This window comes from Bradyrhizobium sp. (genome assembly GCF_035652035.1).
Classification (GTDB): Bacteria; Pseudomonadota; Alphaproteobacteria; order Rhizobiales; family Xanthobacteraceae; genus Bradyrhizobium.
Genome location: NZ_DASREO010000093.1, coordinates 22,914 through 42,435, shown reverse-complemented (window position 1 = coordinate 42,435; position 19,522 = coordinate 22,914). Strand labels below are relative to the sequence as shown.

General features: G+C 62.8%; 20 protein-coding genes. 13 read left to right on the top strand and 7 right to left on the bottom strand.

Annotated features, from left to right (window positions below):
* Nucleotide 1: 1 nt before the first annotated feature.
* Entirely contained in the window at nt 2–619 is a 618-nt protein-coding gene (locus VFB05_RS25270) for a HEAT repeat domain-containing protein (protein WP_325017452.1), read from the top strand.
* Nucleotides 620–693: 74 nt separating this feature from the next.
* Here VFB05_RS25270 and VFB05_RS25265 read toward each other — a convergent pair whose 3' ends face one another.
* Nucleotides 694–5,709: a hypothetical protein gene (locus VFB05_RS25265; RefSeq protein ID WP_325017451.1), complete on the bottom strand. Its 5,016-nt coding sequence runs from the start codon at nt 5,707–5,709 to the stop codon at nt 694–696.
* 426 nt (nt 5,710–6,135) lie between these two features.
* On the opposite strand from VFB05_RS25265, the gene VFB05_RS25260 reads away from it, so the two are divergent.
* The 3 genes from VFB05_RS25260 to VFB05_RS25250 all read left to right on the top strand — a co-directional run bounded on the left by VFB05_RS25260 (nt 6,136) and on the right by VFB05_RS25250 (nt 7,252).
* Nucleotides 6,136–6,507, top strand: coding sequence for an Hpt domain-containing protein (locus tag VFB05_RS25260; protein WP_325017449.1), 372 nt, complete (start codon nt 6,136–6,138; stop codon nt 6,505–6,507).
* A 114-nt stretch (nt 6,508–6,621) separates the two neighbouring features.
* Complete coding sequence (locus VFB05_RS25255; RefSeq protein ID WP_325017447.1) at nt 6,622–6,942, top strand: 2Fe-2S iron-sulfur cluster-binding protein; 321 nt, start codon at nt 6,622–6,624, stop codon at nt 6,940–6,942.
* A gap of 28 nt (nt 6,943–6,970) precedes the next feature.
* Nucleotides 6,971–7,252: a hypothetical protein gene (locus VFB05_RS25250; protein ID WP_325017445.1), complete on the top strand. Its 282-nt coding sequence runs from the start codon at nt 6,971–6,973 to the stop codon at nt 7,250–7,252.
* A gap of 20 nt (nt 7,253–7,272) precedes the next feature.
* Here the strand turns inward: VFB05_RS25250 and VFB05_RS25245 are convergent, their stop codons facing one another.
* Nucleotides 7,273–7,731, bottom strand: a complete 459-nt coding sequence (locus VFB05_RS25245; protein WP_325017443.1) for a thioesterase family protein — start codon at nt 7,729–7,731, stop codon at nt 7,273–7,275.
* Nucleotides 7,732–7,891: 160 nt separating this feature from the next.
* Between VFB05_RS25245 and VFB05_RS25240 the strand changes: the two genes are divergently transcribed.
* Together VFB05_RS25240 and VFB05_RS25235 are read left to right on the top strand one after the other, a co-directional pair.
* Entirely contained in the window at nt 7,892–8,920 is a 1,029-nt protein-coding gene (locus VFB05_RS25240; protein WP_325017441.1) for an NAD(P)/FAD-dependent oxidoreductase, read from the top strand.
* Nucleotides 8,921–9,092: 172 nt separating this feature from the next.
* The gene (locus tag VFB05_RS25235; protein WP_414643317.1) at nt 9,093–9,653 is read left to right on the top strand and encodes a DUF2147 domain-containing protein; all 561 of its coding nucleotides are present in this window, start codon (nt 9,093–9,095) and stop codon (nt 9,651–9,653) included.
* Between the two features lie 12 nt (nt 9,654–9,665).
* Here VFB05_RS25235 and VFB05_RS25230 read toward each other — a convergent pair whose 3' ends face one another.
* The gene (locus VFB05_RS25230; RefSeq protein WP_325017439.1) at nt 9,666–10,766 is read right to left on the bottom strand and encodes a YbhN family protein; all 1,101 of its coding nucleotides are present in this window, start codon (nt 10,764–10,766) and stop codon (nt 9,666–9,668) included.
* Between the two features lie 374 nt (nt 10,767–11,140).
* On the opposite strand from VFB05_RS25230, the gene VFB05_RS25225 reads away from it, so the two are divergent.
* The 3 genes from VFB05_RS25225 to VFB05_RS25215 all read left to right on the top strand — a co-directional run bounded on the left by VFB05_RS25225 (nt 11,141) and on the right by VFB05_RS25215 (nt 14,374).
* Nucleotides 11,141–11,647 (top strand): ferritin-like domain-containing protein, encoded by a 507-nt coding sequence (locus VFB05_RS25225; protein ID WP_325017438.1) that lies wholly within the window; start codon nt 11,141–11,143, stop codon nt 11,645–11,647.
* A gap of 207 nt (nt 11,648–11,854) precedes the next feature.
* Nucleotides 11,855–12,799: an acyl-CoA desaturase gene (locus VFB05_RS25220; RefSeq protein ID WP_325017436.1), complete on the top strand. Its 945-nt coding sequence runs from the start codon at nt 11,855–11,857 to the stop codon at nt 12,797–12,799.
* A 126-nt stretch (nt 12,800–12,925) separates the two neighbouring features.
* The gene (locus tag VFB05_RS25215; protein ID WP_325017434.1) at nt 12,926–14,374 is read left to right on the top strand and encodes an MFS transporter; all 1,449 of its coding nucleotides are present in this window, start codon (nt 12,926–12,928) and stop codon (nt 14,372–14,374) included.
* 13 nt (nt 14,375–14,387) lie between these two features.
* Here the strand turns inward: VFB05_RS25215 and VFB05_RS25210 are convergent, their stop codons facing one another.
* A complete protein-coding gene (locus VFB05_RS25210) occupies nt 14,388–14,816 on the bottom strand; it encodes a hypothetical protein (protein ID WP_325017432.1) in 429 nt (142 codons plus the stop codon).
* Nucleotides 14,817–14,945: 129 nt separating this feature from the next.
* On the opposite strand from VFB05_RS25210, the gene VFB05_RS25205 reads away from it, so the two are divergent.
* Nucleotides 14,946–15,380: a DUF1772 domain-containing protein gene (locus VFB05_RS25205; protein ID WP_325017430.1), complete on the top strand. Its 435-nt coding sequence runs from the start codon at nt 14,946–14,948 to the stop codon at nt 15,378–15,380.
* Nucleotides 15,381–15,417: 37 nt separating this feature from the next.
* The gene (locus VFB05_RS25200; protein ID WP_325017427.1) at nt 15,418–16,002 is read left to right on the top strand and encodes a hypothetical protein; all 585 of its coding nucleotides are present in this window, start codon (nt 15,418–15,420) and stop codon (nt 16,000–16,002) included.
* 10 nt (nt 16,003–16,012) lie between these two features.
* Here VFB05_RS25200 and VFB05_RS25195 read toward each other — a convergent pair whose 3' ends face one another.
* A complete protein-coding gene (locus VFB05_RS25195) occupies nt 16,013–17,356 on the bottom strand; it encodes a PLP-dependent aminotransferase family protein (RefSeq protein WP_325017425.1) in 1,344 nt (447 codons plus the stop codon).
* 188 nt (nt 17,357–17,544) lie between these two features.
* On the opposite strand from VFB05_RS25195, the gene VFB05_RS25190 reads away from it, so the two are divergent.
* A complete protein-coding gene (locus VFB05_RS25190; protein ID WP_325017423.1) occupies nt 17,545–17,763 on the top strand; it encodes a DUF1127 domain-containing protein in 219 nt (72 codons plus the stop codon).
* 160 nt (nt 17,764–17,923) lie between these two features.
* Nucleotides 17,924–18,043, top strand: a complete 120-nt coding sequence (locus VFB05_RS25185; RefSeq protein ID WP_325017421.1) for a DUF1127 domain-containing protein — start codon at nt 17,924–17,926, stop codon at nt 18,041–18,043.
* Between the two features lie 27 nt (nt 18,044–18,070).
* Here the strand turns inward: VFB05_RS25185 and VFB05_RS25180 are convergent, their stop codons facing one another.
* Both VFB05_RS25180 and VFB05_RS25175 read right to left on the bottom strand, forming a co-directional pair.
* Nucleotides 18,071–18,496, bottom strand: coding sequence for a universal stress protein (locus VFB05_RS25180; RefSeq protein ID WP_325017419.1), 426 nt, complete (start codon nt 18,494–18,496; stop codon nt 18,071–18,073).
* Between the two features lie 485 nt (nt 18,497–18,981).
* Complete coding sequence (locus tag VFB05_RS25175) at nt 18,982–19,515, bottom strand: histidine phosphatase family protein (RefSeq protein ID WP_325017417.1); 534 nt, start codon at nt 19,513–19,515, stop codon at nt 18,982–18,984.
* Nucleotides 19,516–19,522 lie beyond the last annotated feature (7 nt).

Below are 19,522 nucleotides of genomic sequence, written 5' to 3'. Positions count from 1 at the left end.
TATGTCCCATGAAGCCGTCCACGAACTTAAGTCGCGCGATGGTGCCGAGGCGCTGAAGGCTCTCGCCATCGCCGCCAAATCCAGCGATCAATTCTTGCGGCGCACGGCGGTGGAAGTTATTGGGCACCACCCGCGAGGGCGCGAATTGCAAGCCATCATCCTCGTTGCTTTGGCTGATACATCAGGGTATGTGGTGCGTACGGCTTGCGATGTTGTCGCGCGATGGAAGTTGGTCGAGGCACATGACCGCGTTCAGGCCCTTTTGGGAGATCCTTCTGCAACCACTCGAGAGAGTGCGCTTCGCGCGTTGAGCTCTATTTGGGTCAACCAAGATTTCCCGCTCGTATTTGGCATCTACAATGACGACCCCGAAATCGTTGTTCGACGAGAGGCGGCTAGCGTCTTGCGATACCGAGCCACTGCAGCGAACTGGCAGCTGCTTTTTGATACTTTTCGTTTAGATGAACTTGCTCGACATCGGTCGCGGGCCTGTGAGCTGGCCGAGGCCTTTTCAGGCGCCGAAATCCTACCGGTGTTATCCGACCTTGCTGAGGACGTTGACGGTCACGTTCGAAAGGCAGCCTCACGCGCGGTTCAAACGATTTCAAAAAAGGCATGACATAGCGATGTGCCAAAGCGAAAACGGAGGCCGATAGGCCTCCGTTTTTTCATTCGCTATTCGCTACTCGCCGCTCACCCCAGCCGTCCCGCGGCATGCGCGAGCAGGGTGTAGACGAGGCCCGTCTCCGAGGTGAGGTGGTTGCGCAGGGCCTGCGGCCCGCGATCCTCGCGTGCGACCTCGTCGAGCAGCCGTTCGAACTCGGCGATATAACGATCGACCGTCTGCTTGAAGTTGCGGTCGCTGCGATATTTGCGCGCGACTTCATCAAAGGCTTTCTGGCCGGCGGGCGTATAAAGCCGCTTCGAAAACGCCTTGCTCTCGCCGCGCTGATAGCGATCCCACATTTCGGCGGCGAGGTTGCGGTCCATCAGTCGGCCGATGTCGAGCGACAGCGATTCCAGCGGATTGCCGCCAGTCCCGCTTTGGTTCGCGCCACGGCCGCGCGGAGGAGCGGGCGGCGGTGCGCCGGCGCTGCCGTCGGTACGGCTGAGCAGATCGGAAAGCCATCCGTCGCGTCCCTGATCCGAGCCCGCAGGCGCGACCGGCGGCGCCTCGGTGCGGCGCGCGGGAGGCCCGCCGAGATCGGGCGGCGGCAGGTTCGATGCGCTGCCGCGCGGGGCCTGGCGCGGTGGCGGCGGCGGTTCGGCACGACCGCCTACGGCGGCGGCCAGCGCCGGCTCTTCTTCGCGGTAGGTGCTGGCGCGGTTGTTCGACACGACGTCGAGACCGCGGCCGTGATGGGCCACGATGCGGTTGAGTTCCGCCAGCGCCTCGATCTGGTCGACGATCACCTTGCGCATCTGCGCGGTGGAGTCGGCGGCCTCCTGCGGCATTTCCAGCACGCCGCGGCGAAGCTCGTTGCGGGTCGCTTCCAGCTCGCGCTGCATTTCGCCGGCCATCTGCTTCATGCTGGCGACCATGTTGGCGAACTTCTCGGCGGACTGCTTGAACATCGCATCCGCTTCTTCAGTGCTCTGGTGATAGATCTCGGCCATTGCATTCGCGGTCTGGCGGCGTTCTTCCTCGGCCGCGACGCGGACGGCTTCGAACTGCCGGCTGATCGCGGCAGAGCCCTGGCCTGCGGTTTCCGCCACCACGCGCGCAATGTCGCGGGCGCGCTCTTCGGCCGCGGCCAGCGATTCGTCGAGCAGGCCTGTGAAACGCGACAGCCGCTGATCGAGATCGGTGGTGCGCAGGTCGACGGTGGTGACGAGCGACTCGAGCGCGGATTTGCGCTCGGAGAGCGAGGCCGAGGTCGAGCGGTTGCTCTGTTCGACGACGGCCGCCGCCTCGAGTAGCGACTTGCCGTGGCTCTCGAACTGGCCGGAGAGCGAGTTCAGATCCTCGAGCGCCTTCGCGGTCTTGGAATTGAACACGCTGAGCTGGTCTTCCAGCGTCTGCGTGGCCGCGCCGTTGCGCGTCGTGACGTCGTTCATGGCCGAGACGAAATCGGCCACGCGGGTGACGAGCGCGCGCTCCAGCGAGTTGAGGTTGTCGTGGGCGCCGGTCAAGACTTCCTGGAGCAGGATGTTGCCTTCGCGCAGCCGCTCGAACAAGGCGACGGTGTCGGTGCGCAGGATCTTGCTGGTCTCCTGCATTTCGGTGACGGCGGCAATCGACACCTGGCGCGACTGGTCGATCGCGTTGCGCGAGGACATTTCCAGGTCCTTGAGCGACTTGTTGACCGAAGAGGTGGCGAGTTCGCCGGCCGAGGTGATGTTGCGCGATACCTCGCTGCTGTTGCTGAGCATGGCTTGCGAGAAGCCTTGCGCGCGGGTCTCGATCGATCGCAAGGCTTCGCCCGTGACGCGGTCGACTTCCGCGGTGAGCTGGCTGGTCTTGGCGCCGATGGCTTCGACCAGCGAGCCGCGCTTGGCGTCGATGGCCTGCGACAGGCGCTCGGTCTGCTGCTGCACATAGGTGACGATTTCGTCGGTCTTGCCGGTCATGGCCGAGCCGAACGAGCCGCTGGCGGCAAGCACTGAACGCTCGACGTCTGCCGAGGTCGACTTGACCTTTGCGCTGGCCTCGTTGGCGGCCGCCATCAGGGCTTGCTGCGAGGTTTGCGCCGTCGCCGTGATCCGGTCGGTGGTGTTGGTCGTGACCGTCGAGAGCGCGCGTTCGAGATCGTTCGAGATCGCGCGAATCTGGCTTGCGGCATCCGCAGAGGTCGCGGTGAGAGAGCTTTGCGCCTCGCGCGCGCTGCCCAGGATGGAGGCGGCCGTGTCGGCGCCGACCGCGGTCAGCGAGCGCTGGACGTCGGTGGCGAGCGTCTTGACGTGATCGGCGGCTTCGGTCGAAGCGCCGACGAGGGTCGTCTGCGCTTCGCGTGCGCCGGCGAGAATGGAGGCGGCGGTCGCGTTGCCGGCGGCCGAGAGTGAACGTTCGATGTCGGCGGCGAGCGACTTGACGTGGTCGGCGGCCTCGGAGGAGGCGCTGACCAGCGAGGTCTGGACTTCGCGCGCGCCGGCGAGAATGGAGGCGGCCGTGGCGCTGCCGGCGGCCGCCAGCGTGCGCTCGACGTCGACGGACAGCGACTTGACCTGGTTGGCTGCGTCAGCCGATGCGGCCACCAGCGTGGTCTGGGCCTCGCGGGCGCCGGTGACGATCGCGTTCGCGGTCGACGAGCTTGCGGCCGACAGCGAGCGCTCGATATCGGATGCCAGCGACTTGACCTGATTGGCGGCGTCGGAGGAGGCCGACACCAGCGTGGTCTGCGCGTCGCGGGCGCTGGTCACGATCGAATTGGCGGCGCTGCCGCCGACCGCGGTCAGCGCGCGTTCGACTTCCGAGGAAGTCAGCTTCAGTTGCGCGCCGACCTCCGAGGAGACGCCGAGCAGCGACTGCTGCGCGGCGCGGGCGCCGGTCTGGATGGTCTCGCTGGTGTTGACGACGAGGTTGGTGAGCGAGCGTTCCGCATCCTCGACATGGGACTTGATGCCGCTCGACAACTCTTCGGCGCGCGTCATCAGCGCTTCAGAGGCCTGGCGTCCGCTGCTTTCGATGCGGCCGGCGACCGCCTCGATACGGGAGTCGAGCAGCTCCTCGAACTGCGACACGCGCGTGTCGATGTCGGTCGCGACCGCGCCGATCCTGGTCTCGATTCCCTGGTGAATATCCTGGAAGCGCGCCGCGATGGTTTCGGTCAGCTGCGTCGCCCGTCCGTCGATGGCATCCGTTGCGCTGGCAATGCGCTGGTCGACCGCAGCCACCGCCTGCGCGGTGCCGTCGGAGAGCTGTGCGGTGAGGGTGCCAAGCCGTGCGTCGATGGTCGAGGTGACCGACTGGGCGCGGCTGTCGAAGGTCTGCTCGAGCGATTGCAGGCGGGTGTCGAGCGAGGTATCGAGATGGGAGACGCGATCCTTGAACGTCGTCTCGAACTGCTGCAGGCGCTGATCGAGGGAAGCGGTGATTTCGCCGCCGTTCGAGGTCAGGCGGGTGTCGAAGTTTTCGACATAGCCCTTGAGCGTGTCCGAAATGTCCTGGGTGCGCTGGCCCATCTTCTCGACGATCTCGCCGCCGAAGGTCTTCACGGTGCGGTCGAATTCGGAGATGTGGCGGGTGATCAGCGCGCCGAGCGTCCCAGAGTCGCGGGCGAATTTCTCCGCCAGCTCGCCGCCCTGGTTCTTCACCAGTTCGTCGAAGGCGCTCATCTGCAGAGCGAGCGCGTCGTGCGCGCTTTCGGTCTGTCCGATCACCTTGGCGACCAGTGCATTTGCGGTGACGTCGAGCGCGTCGCTGGCCTTTTCGCCGGAGGTGAGAATCTTCGAGGCGAGGCGATTGCCGGATTCGTCGATCTTGTTGACGAGGTCGCCCGAGCGCAGCTCGAGTTCGAGCAGCAGCGAGTCGGATGAGTTCTTCAGGGAGTCGTGCACCTGCTCGGTGCGGTCGGAAATGCCGTCGACGATGGTGGCGGAGCGCTGCTCGAACTCGCCCGTGATGCGGTCGAGCCGCTCGTTGAGCATGTCGTGGACGCGGTCGGCGAGTTCGACGAACTCGTCATGGACGTGACCGGTCTTGAAATTGAGACTGGTGGTCAGGCGCTCCGAGGCGTCGAGCACTGCGCGCGTGGTCTCCGCGCTCGCTTCCTCGAGCCGGTCGAGCAGGTCGCCGCCGCGCTCGCCGAGCGCCAGGATCATGTTGTCGCCGGCATTGGCCAGCGCGCTCGTGATGTGCGCGCCGCGCTCTTCAAGGGCGCCGGTGATGCTCTTGGCAACCTCGTCAACGCGGGAGGCGATCGCGTCGGAAATCAGCGCGATGTCGTGACGGAGATCGATCTGCACGCCGGAAATGGCGCTGCGCACCTGCTCGGCCTGGCCGACCAGGTTGTCGCGCTGATGGGCGATGTCCTGGAGCAAAGCGCGAATTCGCACCTCGTTGTCGCTATAGGCGCGCTCGAGAGCTGCGACTTCGTTGGCGACCAGCGTTTCGAGTTCGCCTGCACGCGCGATTGCGCGCTCAACGCCATCGCCCATCGCCGCGACTTCGCGGCGGATTGCCTGTCCAACCGTCACCATGGAATCGCTGGCCGCGGTTTCGGGATCGGAGAAGCGGACTGCGACCTGCGCCATCGATTGCGCGATCATCTGCAGTTCCTTGCCGCGCGAAGACAACAGCGCCATGTAGAAAAACATCAGAATTGGCGCGACAAAAAGCGCCAGCAACCCGGCAAGCGTCAGCGTCGCGCCCGAGCCCTGTATCGACGGCCAGAATCCGATGGTCAGAATGGCGGCGCCAATGAACCAGACGGCACTGGCAAGGATCGCAAGCGTGAAGGCGCTGCGTGCAGGACGGCCTTTCTGGATCGCCTGCAAAAGCTGGCCAATGGTCTCGCGATCGTCATTGGCGGCGCGCCGCGTCACGCGCGTTTCTTCAACGGCGTTGAAAGTGGTAGTCCGGTCATTGATCGGGCGCGCGTCGAACGAAGGCTCGTCAAACGAAGGCGGCGTGGCGCTCATCTCCGGCGCCGCATCGCTGCGCGCCGAGCCCCGGATGTCACTGGCCGAACCGTCGATGTTGAGGGCTTCCTGAATGGCAGAAAGCGCGACTTCTGTCGGGTCTTTGACCTTTTTGGGGGTGTTCGCCATGTTGAGTCCGAGCCCTCATCTTACTTTTTACGCAATCCGGGAGAGTGCTGCGAAAGCCCCCGCAAGCCCCACCGGGTGTCATGTTCGAATGCCACGCCAAAGCCGGCCTAGAATGAGGCCAGTCCGCTCGCCCATGTCCGAGCGACCATCCTATTGGCTGGCCGTCACGAAAGAAATGGTGCGATTAATACAATCTTAATCATCGTTAATAGCGTTGCGCCGTAAGGCCTTACAAACCTTCGAAATTCCCTGGCCGAAGGTTAATTGCGGCGGGACTTCGCTGAAAACAAGGCGAAGGTGCGGCGCAAATGGGGAGGCTCAACCGCTGTCCACAGCCTCCGAACCTTCCGTTAACCAGTTCCATGATTGGCTCGCCGTGAGTCGCACTTCTCCGAATGCAGGAGCGCGCGAAAGTCGGACTTGCTCATGTCGCTTCATCTGGATCGGATTGAATGGATGCCATCGCCACCGCTCGTTCCCGATGACGGTCCGATCGATATCGCTCACCTCAGACGGATGACGCTTGGCGACGCCAAGCTCGAGCGGGAAGTGCTGAGCATGTTTTCGGCGCAGGCCTCAAAGCTTGCCGAAGCCTTGGCGGCGATGCCGCCCGATGCGCCACAACTGGCGCATACGCTCAAGGGATCGGCGCGGGCGATCGGTGCCTTCGCGGTTGCCGATGCGGCTAGCCATCTCGAGACACTGATCGGGCGGGGCAGCCCTACGGCCGATGCCTTGAACGAGCTTGATGAGGCCATCGCAGACGCCTGCGACGCGATCGACGCCTTTTTGAGTTAGGCGCGACGAAACGGCAGTTTATTGCCGCAAAATGCTGAATTCGCTCCACTAGCGCTCACCGGATCGACCCGTTATAGGTCTGCCGGACACATTTTTCCGGCAGTACGAGCGAACATGGCCAAGATCCACTTTGTCGACCATTCCGGCGAAACCCGCACCATCGAGGTCGAAAACGGCGCCACCGTCATGGAAGCGGCGATCCGCAATGCGATCCCGGGCATCGAGGCGGAATGCGGCGGCGCCTGCGCCTGCGCAACCTGCCACGTCTATGTCGACGAAGCCTGGCGCGAGAAAGTGGGACCTCCTTCGCCGATGGAAGAGGACATGCTCGACTTCGGCTTCGACGTGCGGCCGAACTCGCGCCTGTCCTGCCAGATCAAGGTCTCCGATGAACTCGATGGCCTCGTCGTGTCGACGCCCGAGCGGCAGGCCTGAGGTCTCCCGAAATTGGCCGTGTCCTAATATGGCCGTTGCCCTGTTTCAGAAGCTTCCGTTGCGGTTGCTGTTATCAGCCCTCATCGCAGCTGTGCTCCTCGGCGAAGCTGGTCTTGCCCGGGCCGACGACACTCAACCCAAGTCTGACGTCAAGTCTGACCGGCCGAAATATTCGGATTCCGGTAGGGTCGAGGGCTTGTTTGTCGGCGATAAAGCGAAGTGCGAAGCATTATGCAGGCGCGCATACCGGCCCGGCTACGAGCTTTCCAACGACATTTGTATCGCAACCTGCGTGCACTACCCGAACTAGCGATAAGGCGGCCAGATCGCTCAGTGTGAAGGCAAAACGCCGCGGCGCAGCCACGGCTGAAATTTCGCGATGATCTCTTGGGTCAGCGGCGTCGGCTTGCGCGTGGTCTGATCGATCAACACCGTCACCGCTTGCGCCGATGCGATGCAGCGGCCATTCGAAAACACCACCTGATCGAAAGTAACGGAGGTGCGACCGAATTTCGCAACCCCAAGTCCCATCTCGATCGTGTTCGGCCAGTGCAGCTCGGCGCGGAAATGGGTGTCGAGCCGCACCATGATCCAGGTCAGCCCCTCCGGCAGCCGCCAGTAGCTCTGATCCTTCATCAGCGTGACGCGGCCGGTCTCGAAATAGGTCGCATAGACCGCGTTGTTGACGTGGCCATTGGGATCGAGATCGGCAAAGCGGACGTTGTCCGTCAGGCGGTAGGGAAAATCTTCCAGTTGCGGCGTCGTATCGGATCGGGCAGGGGCGTTCACGGGCAAAAGTCTCCGAAATCGGCGCCCCTTACAGCGTAGTTATCGAACGTCGGCAAGGGGTTGTCGCGCCTTCCGCAACCCGTATTATGGCTTTCCTCTCCTCACGGTGTTGGCTAGACAGGCGTTAGCCTGCACACCCGTTCAACGGAAAAGAAGCGACATGAGCGAAGCGATCAAGACCGACGTGCTGATCATTGGCGCAGGCCCTTGCGGGCTGTTTTCCGTTTTCGAGCTCGGCCTCTTGGACATGAAGGCCCATCTCGTCGACATCCTCGACAAGGTCGGCGGCCAATGCGCCGAGCTCTATCCTGAGAAGCCGATCTACGACATTCCCGGTATTCCCTTCGTTACCGGTCAGGGCCTCACCGACGCGCTGATGGAACAGATCAAGCCGTTCAACCCGACGTTTCATCTGGGCGAGATGGTCGAGAAGATCGAGAAGATCGGCGATCCCGCGTTTCGTGTCACGACCGACGCCGGCAAGGTGTTCGAATGCAAGGTGGTGGCGATTTCGGCCGGCGGCGGCTCGTTCCAGCCGAAGCGCCCGCCGGTGCCCGGCATCGAGGCCTATGAGGGCACCTCGGTCCACTACGCCGTGCGCAAGATGGAGCAGTTCCGCGACAAGGACATCCTGATCGTCGGCGGCGGCGATTCCGCGCTCGACTGGACGCTCAACCTGCACCCCATTGCGAAGAGCGTCACGCTTTTGCATCGTCGCGACGACTTCCGCGCCGCGCCCCACAGTGTCGAGCAGATGCGTGCGCTGGTTTCGGCCGGCAAGCTCGCCCTGAAGATCGGTCAGGTGACTGCGCTGGAGGGAGAGGGCGGCAAGCTCACCGGTGCGCACGTCAAGGGCAACGATAACGCGATGTCGAAGGTCGCGTGCAATACCATGCTGCCGTTCTTCGGCCTCACGATGAAGCTCGGACCGGTGGCGAACTGGGGCATTGAGCTCGAAAACAATCTTGTTCCGGTCGAGACATCGGCGTTCGAGACCAGTGTTCCCGGAATCTTTGCCATCGGCGACATCAATACCTATCCCGGCAAGCTCAAGCTCATCCTCTGCGGCTTCCACGAGGGGGCGCTGATGGCCCAGAAGGCCCACCGTTACGTCTATCCGGACAAGCGCCTCGTGTTCCAGTACACGACTTCGTCCTCGAGCCTGCAAAAGAAACTCGGCGTCAGCTGAAGCGGGACGCCGGTTCGAAAAATTGCGGACACATTGCAGCGCTTTATTGTCGCAGACGTAGCGTTCAGTATTTGTTGCCTCACTGGTTGCCACCGGCAATTGGTCGTAATCTTGCCCCATCATTCGAATTGAAGCGAAAGCGGTGATGACGATGTGGAACAGGAAAGCAAAAATGCAGCGGCGGCTTGCGATGATCGCGGGCGGGCTTGCGATCGCGTTCGCGGCCTCTGTTCCGGGATATGCCGCTGAGCCGACCGCGGCCGGCCTCTGGCAAAAGGTCGAGGACGGCAAGCCGGTGGTCTGGGTTCTGATGGTCGATCACCATGACGGCACCTTCGAAGGCGCGATCGCCAAGACGTTTCCAAAACCCGGCACGCCTGCGCATTTGACCTGCTCGCAATGCACGGACGATCGCAAGGACGCGCCGGTGCTTGGCATTTCCTTCATCCGCGACATGAAGCGCAACGGCCTTGAATATGAAGGCGGCAACATCCTGGATCCCCGCGACGGGCAGGTCTGGCACGCCAAGATGACGCTGAGCGCGGACGGACAGCAGCTCACGCTGCGCGGCTACGTGCTCACGCCGCTACTCGGCAAGGACGAGTACTGGGAGCGTTTGCCGGATTCCGAGATGGCTTCGCTGGACCCTTCGGTGATCGCCAAATATCTGCCTGGTCAGACAGCCGCGGCCAAGAAGCCGACGGGCAAGAAAGCCGCTTCACCGAAACAGTAGATTGAGGAGCTCCTACCGGCGGGAGCCGGCGCGGGAGCGCTGCGGGAAGGGCAGAGTCGTCGCCTTGACCTCGACGACCTCGGCCGTGTCGGTGTCGATCGCGTTACAGGCCTCGGTCTGCTTGCGGCGAAGTTGCCACGGCTGCACCACGTTGAGCCAAAGCTCGCGCGTTCCCATGATCGAGATCGCAATCCCGAAGGGGATCATGAAGTAGAGGATGCGGAACACCACCAGCGTCGCCAGCAGCTGCTCCTTGCCGAACTGCGGCAGCGCCACCAGCATGGCGGCATCGAACACGCCGATCGAGCCGGGCGCGTGGCTGGCAAAGCCGAGCAGCGTGGCCAGGATGAACACGACGGCCAACGACATGAAATCGATGTGCGGCTGCGCCGGCATCAACAGATACATCGCCATCGCGCAGAAACCGAGGTCGACCACGCCGATCAGGATTTGCACCAGTGTCAGCGGCGCCGAAGGCAGCCGCACCATCCAGCCGTTCTGCCCGAGCTCGCGGCGTTCCTCGCCGAGGATGAGCCAGACAAGGTAGGATACGATCGCCCCGATCACGCCGAAGGCGATCAGGCGGTTGATCACCGCCGGCAACTGATCCATGGCGGAGGCCGCCGACGGATGCCAGGCCATGCCGATGCCGAGCACGAAGGTGTTACCGAGCCAGAAGGTCAGGCCGGACAGAAAGCAGATTTTTGCGACGTCGATGGCGGAAAGGCCATAATCCGAATAGATGCGGAAACGGATCGCACCACCGGTGAAAACCGTGGCGCCGATATTGTGGCCGATCGAATAGCTGGTGAAGCTCGACAGCGCTGCAATGCGGTAAGGCACATGCTTCTTGCCGATCGTGCGCAAGGCGAAGAAATCATAGAAAGTCAGGGTGCAGAAGGCGCACATCACGCACAGCGCGGCCAGGGCGATGTGGTGCGGCGGGATGTCGGTCAACGCCACCAGCATGACGCCGGTGTCGATGCCCTTCAGAGTGCGGATCAGCGTCGTGATCGCAAAGGCGATGATGACGAGGCTGGCGGCAATCCCGACCCGTTTCCAGCCAATCCGCTCCTTAAAGCCATGCCGCAGCACGGCCAACAACCGAACCATTCGTCCTCCCGGCAGGGCCGCAACGGCGTTGCCAGCCTGTTCAAGCAATCGCAGACATTTAGGCCCGACCGCCCTGGATAGGAGTCCCATAAGGCAAAAACCGTCGTTTGTGCAGTACTTGACAAGCGACCGACTGTCGCGCATCCGGCCGCCCCGCCAGACCCTTAGGTAGGCTGCGGTATTCCCGGAATCGAGCCGCAGTCGGCTTTTTCAATGTCCGCAATGTGCCGTTGTTCCCCCGATGTCCGCATTTCGCCGGGAGGAACATCGGCTGGATGCTCCGGTTAGCGCGATATCGTCAATCGAACATATCGGCGGAGCCAGCGGGCGCGACGCGCGATGGTGTTCCACCACAAAAACAAGGGAATGTAGCGATGGGACTCTTCACCCGTGACATCAAGACCATGAACGATCTGTTCGTGCATCAATTGCAGGACATCTATTATGCCGAGAAACAACTCGTGAAGGCGCTGCCGAAAATGGCGGACAAAGCGACGGACAAGCAGCTCAAGGAAGGTTTTTTGACCCACCTCGATGAAACCAAGACCCATGTGCAGCGCCTCGAGGAAGTGTTCCGGATGCATGGCGCCGAGGTCGAAGCGGTCGATTGCCCGGCGATCGACGGCATCATCGAGGAAGCCGAGGAGACCGCAGGTGAGGTCGCCGACAAATCGGTTCTTGATGCGGCCCTGATCAACGCAGGTCAGGCGGCCGAGCACTATGAGATTGCGCGCTATGGCAGCCTGATCGCCTGGGCGAGACAGCTCGGTCGCAACGATTGTGCGAGCATCCTCCAGAAAACCCTGGATGAAGAAAAGGCCACCGACAAGAAGCTGACTTCGCTTGCCGAGAGCAAGATCAACTTGCGCGCAGCAAGCTGATCGAACCACTCGCCACGCTAGAACGACGAAACGGAACAGGCGCCGCGCCGGTCGTCGCGGCGTTTGTCGTTTCGCAGTGCGAATAAAAGGGAACCGGCAAAATCAGCCTAAAGAGCCGTTCATTGCTGCGGATTTTCAGCAAACTCCATCTCGCGATCGACCGCGGATCGTGTAGATATGATAACAAACATCGGGGGCGGTTCGAATTTGAACAAGGAAATTGATAGCGTCGCCGTGGGCCTGATGGTGGAACAGGCGGCGGCACTGCCGCTTCCGATCGGGGCCAGCGGACGCCGGATCAATTGGCGATATGTCGCGGCCATCGTCACCTATCACCTGCTTGCGCTTCTTGCATTCGTGCCATGGTTCTACAGCAAGGCCGGCGTCGTGCTCGCGGTTGTTTGCGTTTATGTCTACGGCGCCTGCGGCATGAACCTTTGCTACCACCGTCTGCTCACGCATCGCAGCTTCAAATGCCCGCTCTGGCTCGAGCACGCCTTCGCGCTGCTCGCAGTCTGGTGCGTGGAGGACACGCCGGCGCGTTGGGTCGCGACCCATCGCATGCATCACCATCGCTCCGACGAGCAGTCCGATCCGCACAGCCCACTGGTCAATTTTTTCTGGTCACACATGGGGTGGCTGTTTCTGGAGAACACCGATCTTTGCCGCCAGGTCGCCTATGAGCGCTACGCGCGTGACATCCTGCGCGATCCCTTCTATCGTTTCATCGAGCGCTACGTGGTGTGGGTCACCATTGCGCAGCCGGTGCTGTTCTTCACCGCCGGCTTTCTGGTCGCACTCGCGCTTGGCGATGCTCCGATGGAGGCCATGCAGTTCGCGGCCAGCGTCCTGGTATGGGGCGTCGTGGTGCGCACCGTCATCGTCTGGCACATCACATGGAGCGTGAATTCGCTGGCCCATGTGTCCGGCTACCAGAACTACGATACCGGCGACCACAGCCGGAACTGCTTGCTGGTGGCGATCCTGGCGAGCGGTGAGGGGTGGCACAACAACCATCATTCGGAGCCGGGTTGTGCCTGCAATCAGCGGCATTGGTGGGAGATCGATCTGACCTACCTGTTGCTGCGCCTGTTCGTAGTGGTGGGGCTGGCCTGGGACGTGCAGATGCCGACGCGCCGTCCCGAGATGTGATGCGAACAGTTCCCAGCGGGGACCTGTCGCCTGCGGACGATCACACTTCGGCATTGATCGAAATTTAGAGGCGAAACGAGCGGCTATCTATGGCGTTGGGGCAGACAGCACCGACGGAGATAGTTCATGCGAGCAACAGCGATCAAACGACAGCCGTTTCCGGTGAGCCCCGAAAAGCCGGATGGCAAAAATTCCGCAGCCGCGCGCGTTCCGGAACAACAACCTGAACGCGGCTGGTCGGCGTCGCTGACGCTGTTTGCGATGAGTCTCGGCTACGGCGTCGTTCAACTCGACATCACCATCGTCAACACGGCGCTCGATCGCATCGGAACGTCGCTCGGCGGCGGGGTGTCGGAACTGCAGTGGGTCGTCAACGCCTACACCATAGCCTTCGCGGCCTTCATTCTGACCGCCGGCGCGCTCGGCGATCGCATCGGCGCCAAGCGTGTCTTCATAGCGGGCTTTGCCATCTTCACCACGGCCTCGCTTGCCTGTGCGCTCGCGCCGAATTCCGTCGCGCTGGTCGTGGCACGCGCGGTGCAAGGATTGGGCGCAGCCGTGCTCGTTCCCAACTCGCTGGCGCTGCTCAATCATGCCTACCAGGACCAGCGGGCGCGCGGACGCGCGGTCGGAATCTGGGCAGCCGGCGCCAGCGTTGCGCTCACCGCAGGTCCCCTTGCAGGCGGCGCTCTGATCGCGTTGGTCGGCTGGCGGTCGATCTTTCTGGTCAATCTGCCGATCGGGCTCGCCGGGCTTTGGCTGACTTGGCGTTACGCCACGGAGACCACGCGCAACCGGAATCGCGAGGTCGACTTGCCGGGACAGATTCTCGCGATCGCGGCGCTCGGCTGTCTCGCCGGCACCATTATCGAGGGCGGCGCGGTCGGCGTGCGCAACGCCTGGGTGATTGCAGGCTTTGCAAGCTCCGTGCTGCTGGCCGCAGCCTTCATCGCGCAGGAAAGCCGCTCGTCGCATCCGATGCTGCCGTTACAGCTGTTTGCGCACCGCCTGTTCGCGCTGACGTCCTTCTTCGGTCTGTTGGTCAACATTGCCTTCTACGGACTGATCTTCGTGCTCAGCCTGTACTTCCAGCGCATCAACGGCCTGTCGCCGCTGCAAACGGGTCTCGCCTTCGTGCCGATGATGGGCGTAGTGCTGCCGGCCAATCTCGTCGCCGCGCGCATCTCCGAGCGCATCGGCGAGCCTGCGGCGATCGCCAGCGGCGCGGTCCTCGCCGCGCTCGGATGTGGGATGCTGCTCGGAATCGAACCTGGTACGGCCTACGTCAAGATGCTGGCGCAGCTTCTCGCCATTGGCGGCGGGCTCGGCCTGCTGGTGCCGCCGCTCACCGCGACACTGCTCGGTAGCGTCGAGAAATCACGCTCGGGGATCGCGGCCGGCGTTCTCAACGCGACGCGGCAGACCGGAAGCGTGCTCGGAGTCGCGCTGTTCGGCGCGCTGATCGGCCAGGTGGATGCCTTCATGCGCGGTGCGCATCAGGCGCTGGCCATCTCCGTGGTGCTGCTCGTGATCGCGGGCGCGGTGATCTGGCTCGGCGCGTCAAGGCGTGACTGACGTCAAGCCGTCTTCACGCCTTGCGCAGCGCGAAGTGCGCGCCGCAGAACGCCATCACGGCGCCAAGGCCGAGTGCGGCGAGACCGCCGAGAACACCGGCCGCCGTGGACTTGGGCGCCGACGCAGCCTGGCCGGCGCCCACCAGCACGAGCACGCCAACGGCAATCAGGAAATGCTGCATACGCTGCGGCAATTGTCCTGATGCCGCGCTATGCATCAGCGAAGCCGTGAAATAGCCGCCGGAAAACCCGACGGTTGCAATCAGCCACCATGCAAGCGCCGCACCCGCCGACATGAAATTACTGGCGTCGGATCGCCACAATCCGCCGAGGTCGAGCCCGAACCGCGCGCCAAGCATGTGCACGGCGAGCGCGAGCAGCACGCCGGAAATCGCGGCGGCTGCGAGGATCAGGCGGCTGGGAAAGGGAGTCGTCTCGGGCATGTCCTGATGGTCCGGTTCTCACATTTGCGGCCAGGCGAGTCGCGAATGTCAAATCCACTCCACGAGTTGTAGGATAGGGTGAGCGATCGGCGCAAGCGGCGGCCGGAAACTCTTTCGAAGGAACCCGTCATGGCGTTCGGACTTCTCGCGATGATTTCAGCGGCGGTCTTCACCGGGGCGGCGTTTTACGTGAACTTCGCCGAGCAGCACGCGCGGCTGACGCTCGACGATCGCGCGCTGCTCGCCGAATGGAAGCCGGCCTATCAGCGCGGCGCGACGATGCAGGCGCCGCTCGCGGTGATCGGTTTCGTGCTCGGCATGCTGGCGTGGTGGCAGACCGGGCTTGCCGGCTTTCTGATCGGCGCGCTCGCAATCATTGCGCCATGGCCGTGGACGCTTGTTATCATCAAGCCGGTCAACGACGCCCTTTTGGCGACCGACCTCGACAAGGCCGGTCCCCAGTCCCGCGCCCTCATTGTCAGATGGGGCGCCATCCATGCGGCACGAACGGCGATGGGCGCGCTTGCAACAGCGGCATTTTTCTGGGCATGCGTCTCGTATTAAGTATTGGCGTCAACCAGAGAGTCGCAGCCTATCGCCCATGCCGACGGATTTGCCTGAACAACCCGGTCAAGGCTACGCCTACAAGGCCTCGCTGATAGGCTCGGCCCATCAGTTCGAACTGACGGAGCGGGGGTTGTCGTGGCGCATCGGCCGTCGCAGCGGCCTTTGGGACTATGCCGACATCGCGAGCGTCCGCCTGTCGTATCGTCCGGTATCAATGCAGGCACGGCGATTCCGCGCCGATCTCAGAAAGAATGACGGCGGATGGCTCGCCATCCTCTCGACCAGCTGGCAGACGGCGGCGCTGATGGCGCCGCAGGACAAGGATTATCGTGCTTTCATCATCGAACTGCATCGGCGGATGGCGAAGGCGGGAAGCCGTGCCGTTCTGAGCGGCGGTCTTCACCCGCGCGTCTATATGGCGGCGATTGCTTGCGTGGCGCTGCTCGCGATTGCGATGGCAGGGCTGCTGTTGCAGTCGATCGCGACGGGGCAATGGGCGGGCGCGCTCTTCCTGATCGGCTTTGCCGCTCTGTTCGCGTGGCAGGTCGGCGGCTTCATCGCGCGCAACCGGCCTCTGAATTACACCTTCGACGATTTGCCGAAAGCGCTGTTGCCTTAAGTTCCGCAATCTATTCCGTCGACTCGAAATCCTCTTCCTTGCCTTTGAGGATTTCTGTCAACGTCTGCAACGCCGCATCGAGCTGTTCGATCGGCGGCGCCGCCAGTGCCAGTCGTATGGCATTGGGCGCATGGCCGGGCGCGGCCGCGAATGTAGTCGAAGGTGTCAGCGCGATGTCGCGCCGCGCGGCGGCTGCGACGAATGTCTGCGATCGCCAATGCGGCGGCAGCGTCAGCCACAGATGATAAGCCTTGCTGTTGGCCTGAATCTGGAAGCCGGCGAGATGCGCGGTTGCCACCTTCTGGCGCTGCTGCGCATCGATCCGCTTCAGCCTCGTCAGCTCAGTGACGGTGCCATCGCGCATCAGCTGCTGGGTGGCCGCAAATGCAAAGCCCAACGCGGGCCATCCGCCCGCGCGCACCGACGCCATGATCGGTTCGCGCAAAGCGCGCGGCGCCACGATCATCCCGAGCGACAGTCCGGGGGACACGATCTTCGACAAGCTCTCGAATACGACGCAGCGATCCGGTGCGAGGCTTGCGAGCGGCGGCTCGTCGTCCAGGAATCCGTAGACCATATCTTCAATGATGAGGAGGTCGAGCTTCTCGACGACGCGCAACACGTCGGTGCGCCGCGCCGGCGGCATCGTCATGCCCAGCGGATTCTGGGCGACGGGCTGCAGATAGACCGCCGACAAATGCGCATCGCGATGCGCCTTTTGTATAGCGTCGGGACGCACGCCGTTCTCGTCCATCGCCAACGGCACCAGTGTGATGCCGAGTCGCGCGGCGATGCCCTTGATGAACGGATAGGTGAAGGCTTCGACGCCGCATCGCCCGCCCGGCGGAACGATAGCTGCAAGCACGGCCGCAACGCACTGCCTGCCATTGGCTGTGAAGATCAACTGATCCGCAGCTGGCGCCCAATGTCGGCTGCGCTGCGAGAGATAGTCCGCCGCGATGCTCCGCGCCGTCGGCGTTCCGCCGCTGGTGACTTGCCTCAGCGCCGTCTCAAGCGCCTCCGGCCGGTTCAGCGACTGCAGGCTCTTTGCAATGAGCGCGGACTGCACTGGCAGCACAGGATAACTGATCTCGAGGTCAATCCGCGCGCGTACCGGTTCGCTGGACACCGTGGGGCGAGGCTCTCCCGATATGAACGTGCCGCGTCCGACTTCGCCGACCGCAAGGCCGCGGCGTAACAGCTCGGCGTAGACGCGGCTCGCTGTCGAGACGGCGATCTTGCGCTCGTAGGCGAAAGTCCGCTGCGGCGGCAGACGGCTTCCGGGCTTGAGCGCGCCTGAGGCGATTTCGGCGGCGACAGCGTCGGCGAGCTTCAGATACTCGAACTTTGACATTATTGCTCCGAGAGCAATGTTTCACTTGCTCCGAGACATTTACGAGATCATTTAAGGGCCATCAAGCCCCGTGATGCACCGAGGACGGCGATAGCAGTCCGAGGTGGCGAAGGGTGAGAAGCGCTGATGTCGCCGCTTCGCGCCACGGCACTGCTTTGCCGCGCAGGCCAATGACGAGGAGAACCGCCGTGACACTTTCCTGCACCCGCTCCAGCCCGACAGGTGAATGGGGCAGGCGGCTCTCCGCTTGCATGAGCCGCGTGCTGACCTTTTGGGCGCGGCGCGAAACCATCAAGGTGCTGCGCGAACTCGACGATCATCAGCTTCGCGACATCGGATTGCCGCGCCATCAGATCGAATCCGTGATCAAGCACCACCGGGACTCGGGCGCTTCATCGTTCGGTTAGATCGCGCACGAGGCGGCTGCGCTTCGCGCGAGCGGCATCGATTCGGAGAGAGAAAATGAGCGTCATGTCTTCCGAAAGGAGCGTTCCTGCCTCAGTTCCATGGAGGCGGGGCCTCGTCAATTGGGCGATGCGCACCATCATGCAATGGAGGAGCGGGCAAATGATCCAGATGCTTCGCTCACTCGACGACCGTCAGCTCCACGATATGGGACTTTCGCGCGATCAAATCGAAGCTGCCGTGCACGCTCGCTACGAATCGGATGTCGCGCGGTTTCGCTGAGCAAGCGCGATTATGATCAAAGTCGACTCAGTGCCGCACCACCAGCACCGAGCATTTGGCGTAGCGCACGACGTGACCGGCGTTGGAGCCGAGAAAATAGGTGCGCATCGCGGGGCGGTGCGAGGTCATCACGATCAGGTCGGCTTTGACGGCGGCAGCTTCTTCGAGGATCTCGTGATAGATGCCGCCCTGGCGCACGGTGGTTGAAATGCGGTTGGCGTCGATGCCGGATTCCTGCGCGACGATGGCGAGCGCCTCTTCCGAGGTCTGCCGCTGCTGAACGTCGAAATCGGCCGGCACGTATTCGGCGAGCATCACTGGGGTCATCGGCAGGACATTGAGCAGCCGCACCTTTCCGTTCCAGGTCTGCGAGAGCGTTGCTGCGGTCGCAAGCGCGGGCCGTGCCAGATCGGTGTCGGCGAGATCAAGCGGCACGAGAATGGAACTGAACATCTGCGCCTCCCCTGTGACCTCGAACCTGCCCCCGGACGAGACACCGAGGGCATGCTCGGTTCGGAACCAGCCTAGTGTGCCGTTCAGAAGTCCGCATCATTGTTGCCGCGGGTACCTTCATGCGGACTTCTGAACCAAAGCCACACTAGATCAATAAATTAGCTAGTGTCCTTTCGATTCCGAAGTTCGAAACGTGACTCCGAAAATTGCTACGAACTTCGGAATCGGGACACTAGCATAATTCGAATCGGGCCTTCAGACGAAGCGAGACTTCCGGATGAGTGACCGCATCGCACAAGCGAACGGAGCCGGATCTCACTCGCCCTAGTGTGGCGGTTCAGAAGTCCGCGCCATTGTTGCCGCAGGTACGTCATGCGGATTTCTGAACCAAAGCCACACTAGATCAATAGGTTTGCTCGTGTCCTTTCGATTCCGAAGTTCGAAACGTGGCTTCCGAAAATGCTACGAACTTCGGAATCGGGATACTAGGTCTGCTTGATCAGCTTGGGGCTGATGAAAACTTCGAGGCGGCCGCGCCGCAGGCCGATATTCGTCCAGTCGTCGACGTCGAAATCGATGATGGCAAGTCCCGCCGTCGGCAGATTATCGGCCAAGGCGTCGCGCCCGGCGGGATCGCCGCTTCCCGCAAGCGCGAACGCCAGCTCATGCATTCCCGGATTGTGACCGACGAGCATCAGGCGCTTCGGATCGCTGACGGAAGCGTTGCGGATGGTCTCGAGCAGTTTGGCAACGTCGGCGCCGTAAAGTTCCGGCGTCAGCTCGACCTCGGGCGCCGGCGCCAACTCTTTCATGGCTTCCCAGGCGATTTCCCAGGTCTGAAGCGCTCGGATCGCATGTGAGACCATAACGTGGCTGGGAAAAGGCGGATGGCGACCGATCCAGGCGCCGATCTCTGCGGCATCGCGATGGCCGCGCTGGTCGAGCCGGCGGTCCTCGTCGCGGCCGCTGGGCGCATCGGTTTCGGTCTTGGCGTGCCGAAGCAGCATTAGGCGGCGCATCACGGTT

Bases quoted from the DNA above. Each gene is read 5' to 3' on its own strand.
- VFB05_RS25265 (WP_325017451.1), bottom strand. From the start codon at position 5,709: ATGGCGAACACCCCCAAAAAGGTCAAAGACCCGACAGAAGTCGCGCTT.
- VFB05_RS25225 (WP_325017438.1), top strand. From the start codon at position 11,141: ATGGGACTCTTCACCCGTGACATCAAGACCATGAACGATCTGTTCGTG.
- VFB05_RS25250 (WP_325017445.1), top strand. From the start codon at position 6,971: ATGGCCGTTGCCCTGTTTCAGAAGCTTCCGTTGCGGTTGCTGTTATCA.
- VFB05_RS25185 (WP_325017421.1), top strand. From the start codon at position 17,924: ATGATCCAGATGCTTCGCTCACTCGACGACCGTCAGCTCCACGATATG.
- VFB05_RS25255 (WP_325017447.1), top strand. From the start codon at position 6,622: ATGGCCAAGATCCACTTTGTCGACCATTCCGGCGAAACCCGCACCATC.
- VFB05_RS25230 (WP_325017439.1), bottom strand. From the start codon at position 10,766: ATGGTTCGGTTGTTGGCCGTGCTGCGGCATGGCTTTAAGGAGCGGATT.
- VFB05_RS25180 (WP_325017419.1), bottom strand. From the start codon at position 18,496: ATGTTCAGTTCCATTCTCGTGCCGCTTGATCTCGCCGACACCGATCTG.
- VFB05_RS25205 (WP_325017430.1), top strand. From the start codon at position 14,946: ATGGCGTTCGGACTTCTCGCGATGATTTCAGCGGCGGTCTTCACCGGG.
- VFB05_RS25200 (WP_325017427.1), top strand. From the start codon at position 15,418: ATGCCGACGGATTTGCCTGAACAACCCGGTCAAGGCTACGCCTACAAG.
- VFB05_RS25270 (WP_325017452.1), top strand. From the start codon at position 2: ATGTCCCATGAAGCCGTCCACGAACTTAAGTCGCGCGATGGTGCCGAG.
- VFB05_RS25260 (WP_325017449.1), top strand. From the start codon at position 6,136: ATGTCGCTTCATCTGGATCGGATTGAATGGATGCCATCGCCACCGCTC.
- VFB05_RS25215 (WP_325017434.1), top strand. From the start codon at position 12,926: ATGCGAGCAACAGCGATCAAACGACAGCCGTTTCCGGTGAGCCCCGAA.
- VFB05_RS25175 (WP_325017417.1), bottom strand. From the start codon at position 19,515: ATGCGCCGCCTAATGCTGCTTCGGCACGCCAAGACCGAAACCGATGCG.
- VFB05_RS25235 (WP_414643317.1), top strand. From the start codon at position 9,093: ATGCAGCGGCGGCTTGCGATGATCGCGGGCGGGCTTGCGATCGCGTTC.
- VFB05_RS25195 (WP_325017425.1), bottom strand. From the start codon at position 17,356: ATGTCAAAGTTCGAGTATCTGAAGCTCGCCGACGCTGTCGCCGCCGAA.
- VFB05_RS25210 (WP_325017432.1), bottom strand. From the start codon at position 14,816: ATGCCCGAGACGACTCCCTTTCCCAGCCGCCTGATCCTCGCAGCCGCC.
- VFB05_RS25240 (WP_325017441.1), top strand. From the start codon at position 7,892: ATGAGCGAAGCGATCAAGACCGACGTGCTGATCATTGGCGCAGGCCCT.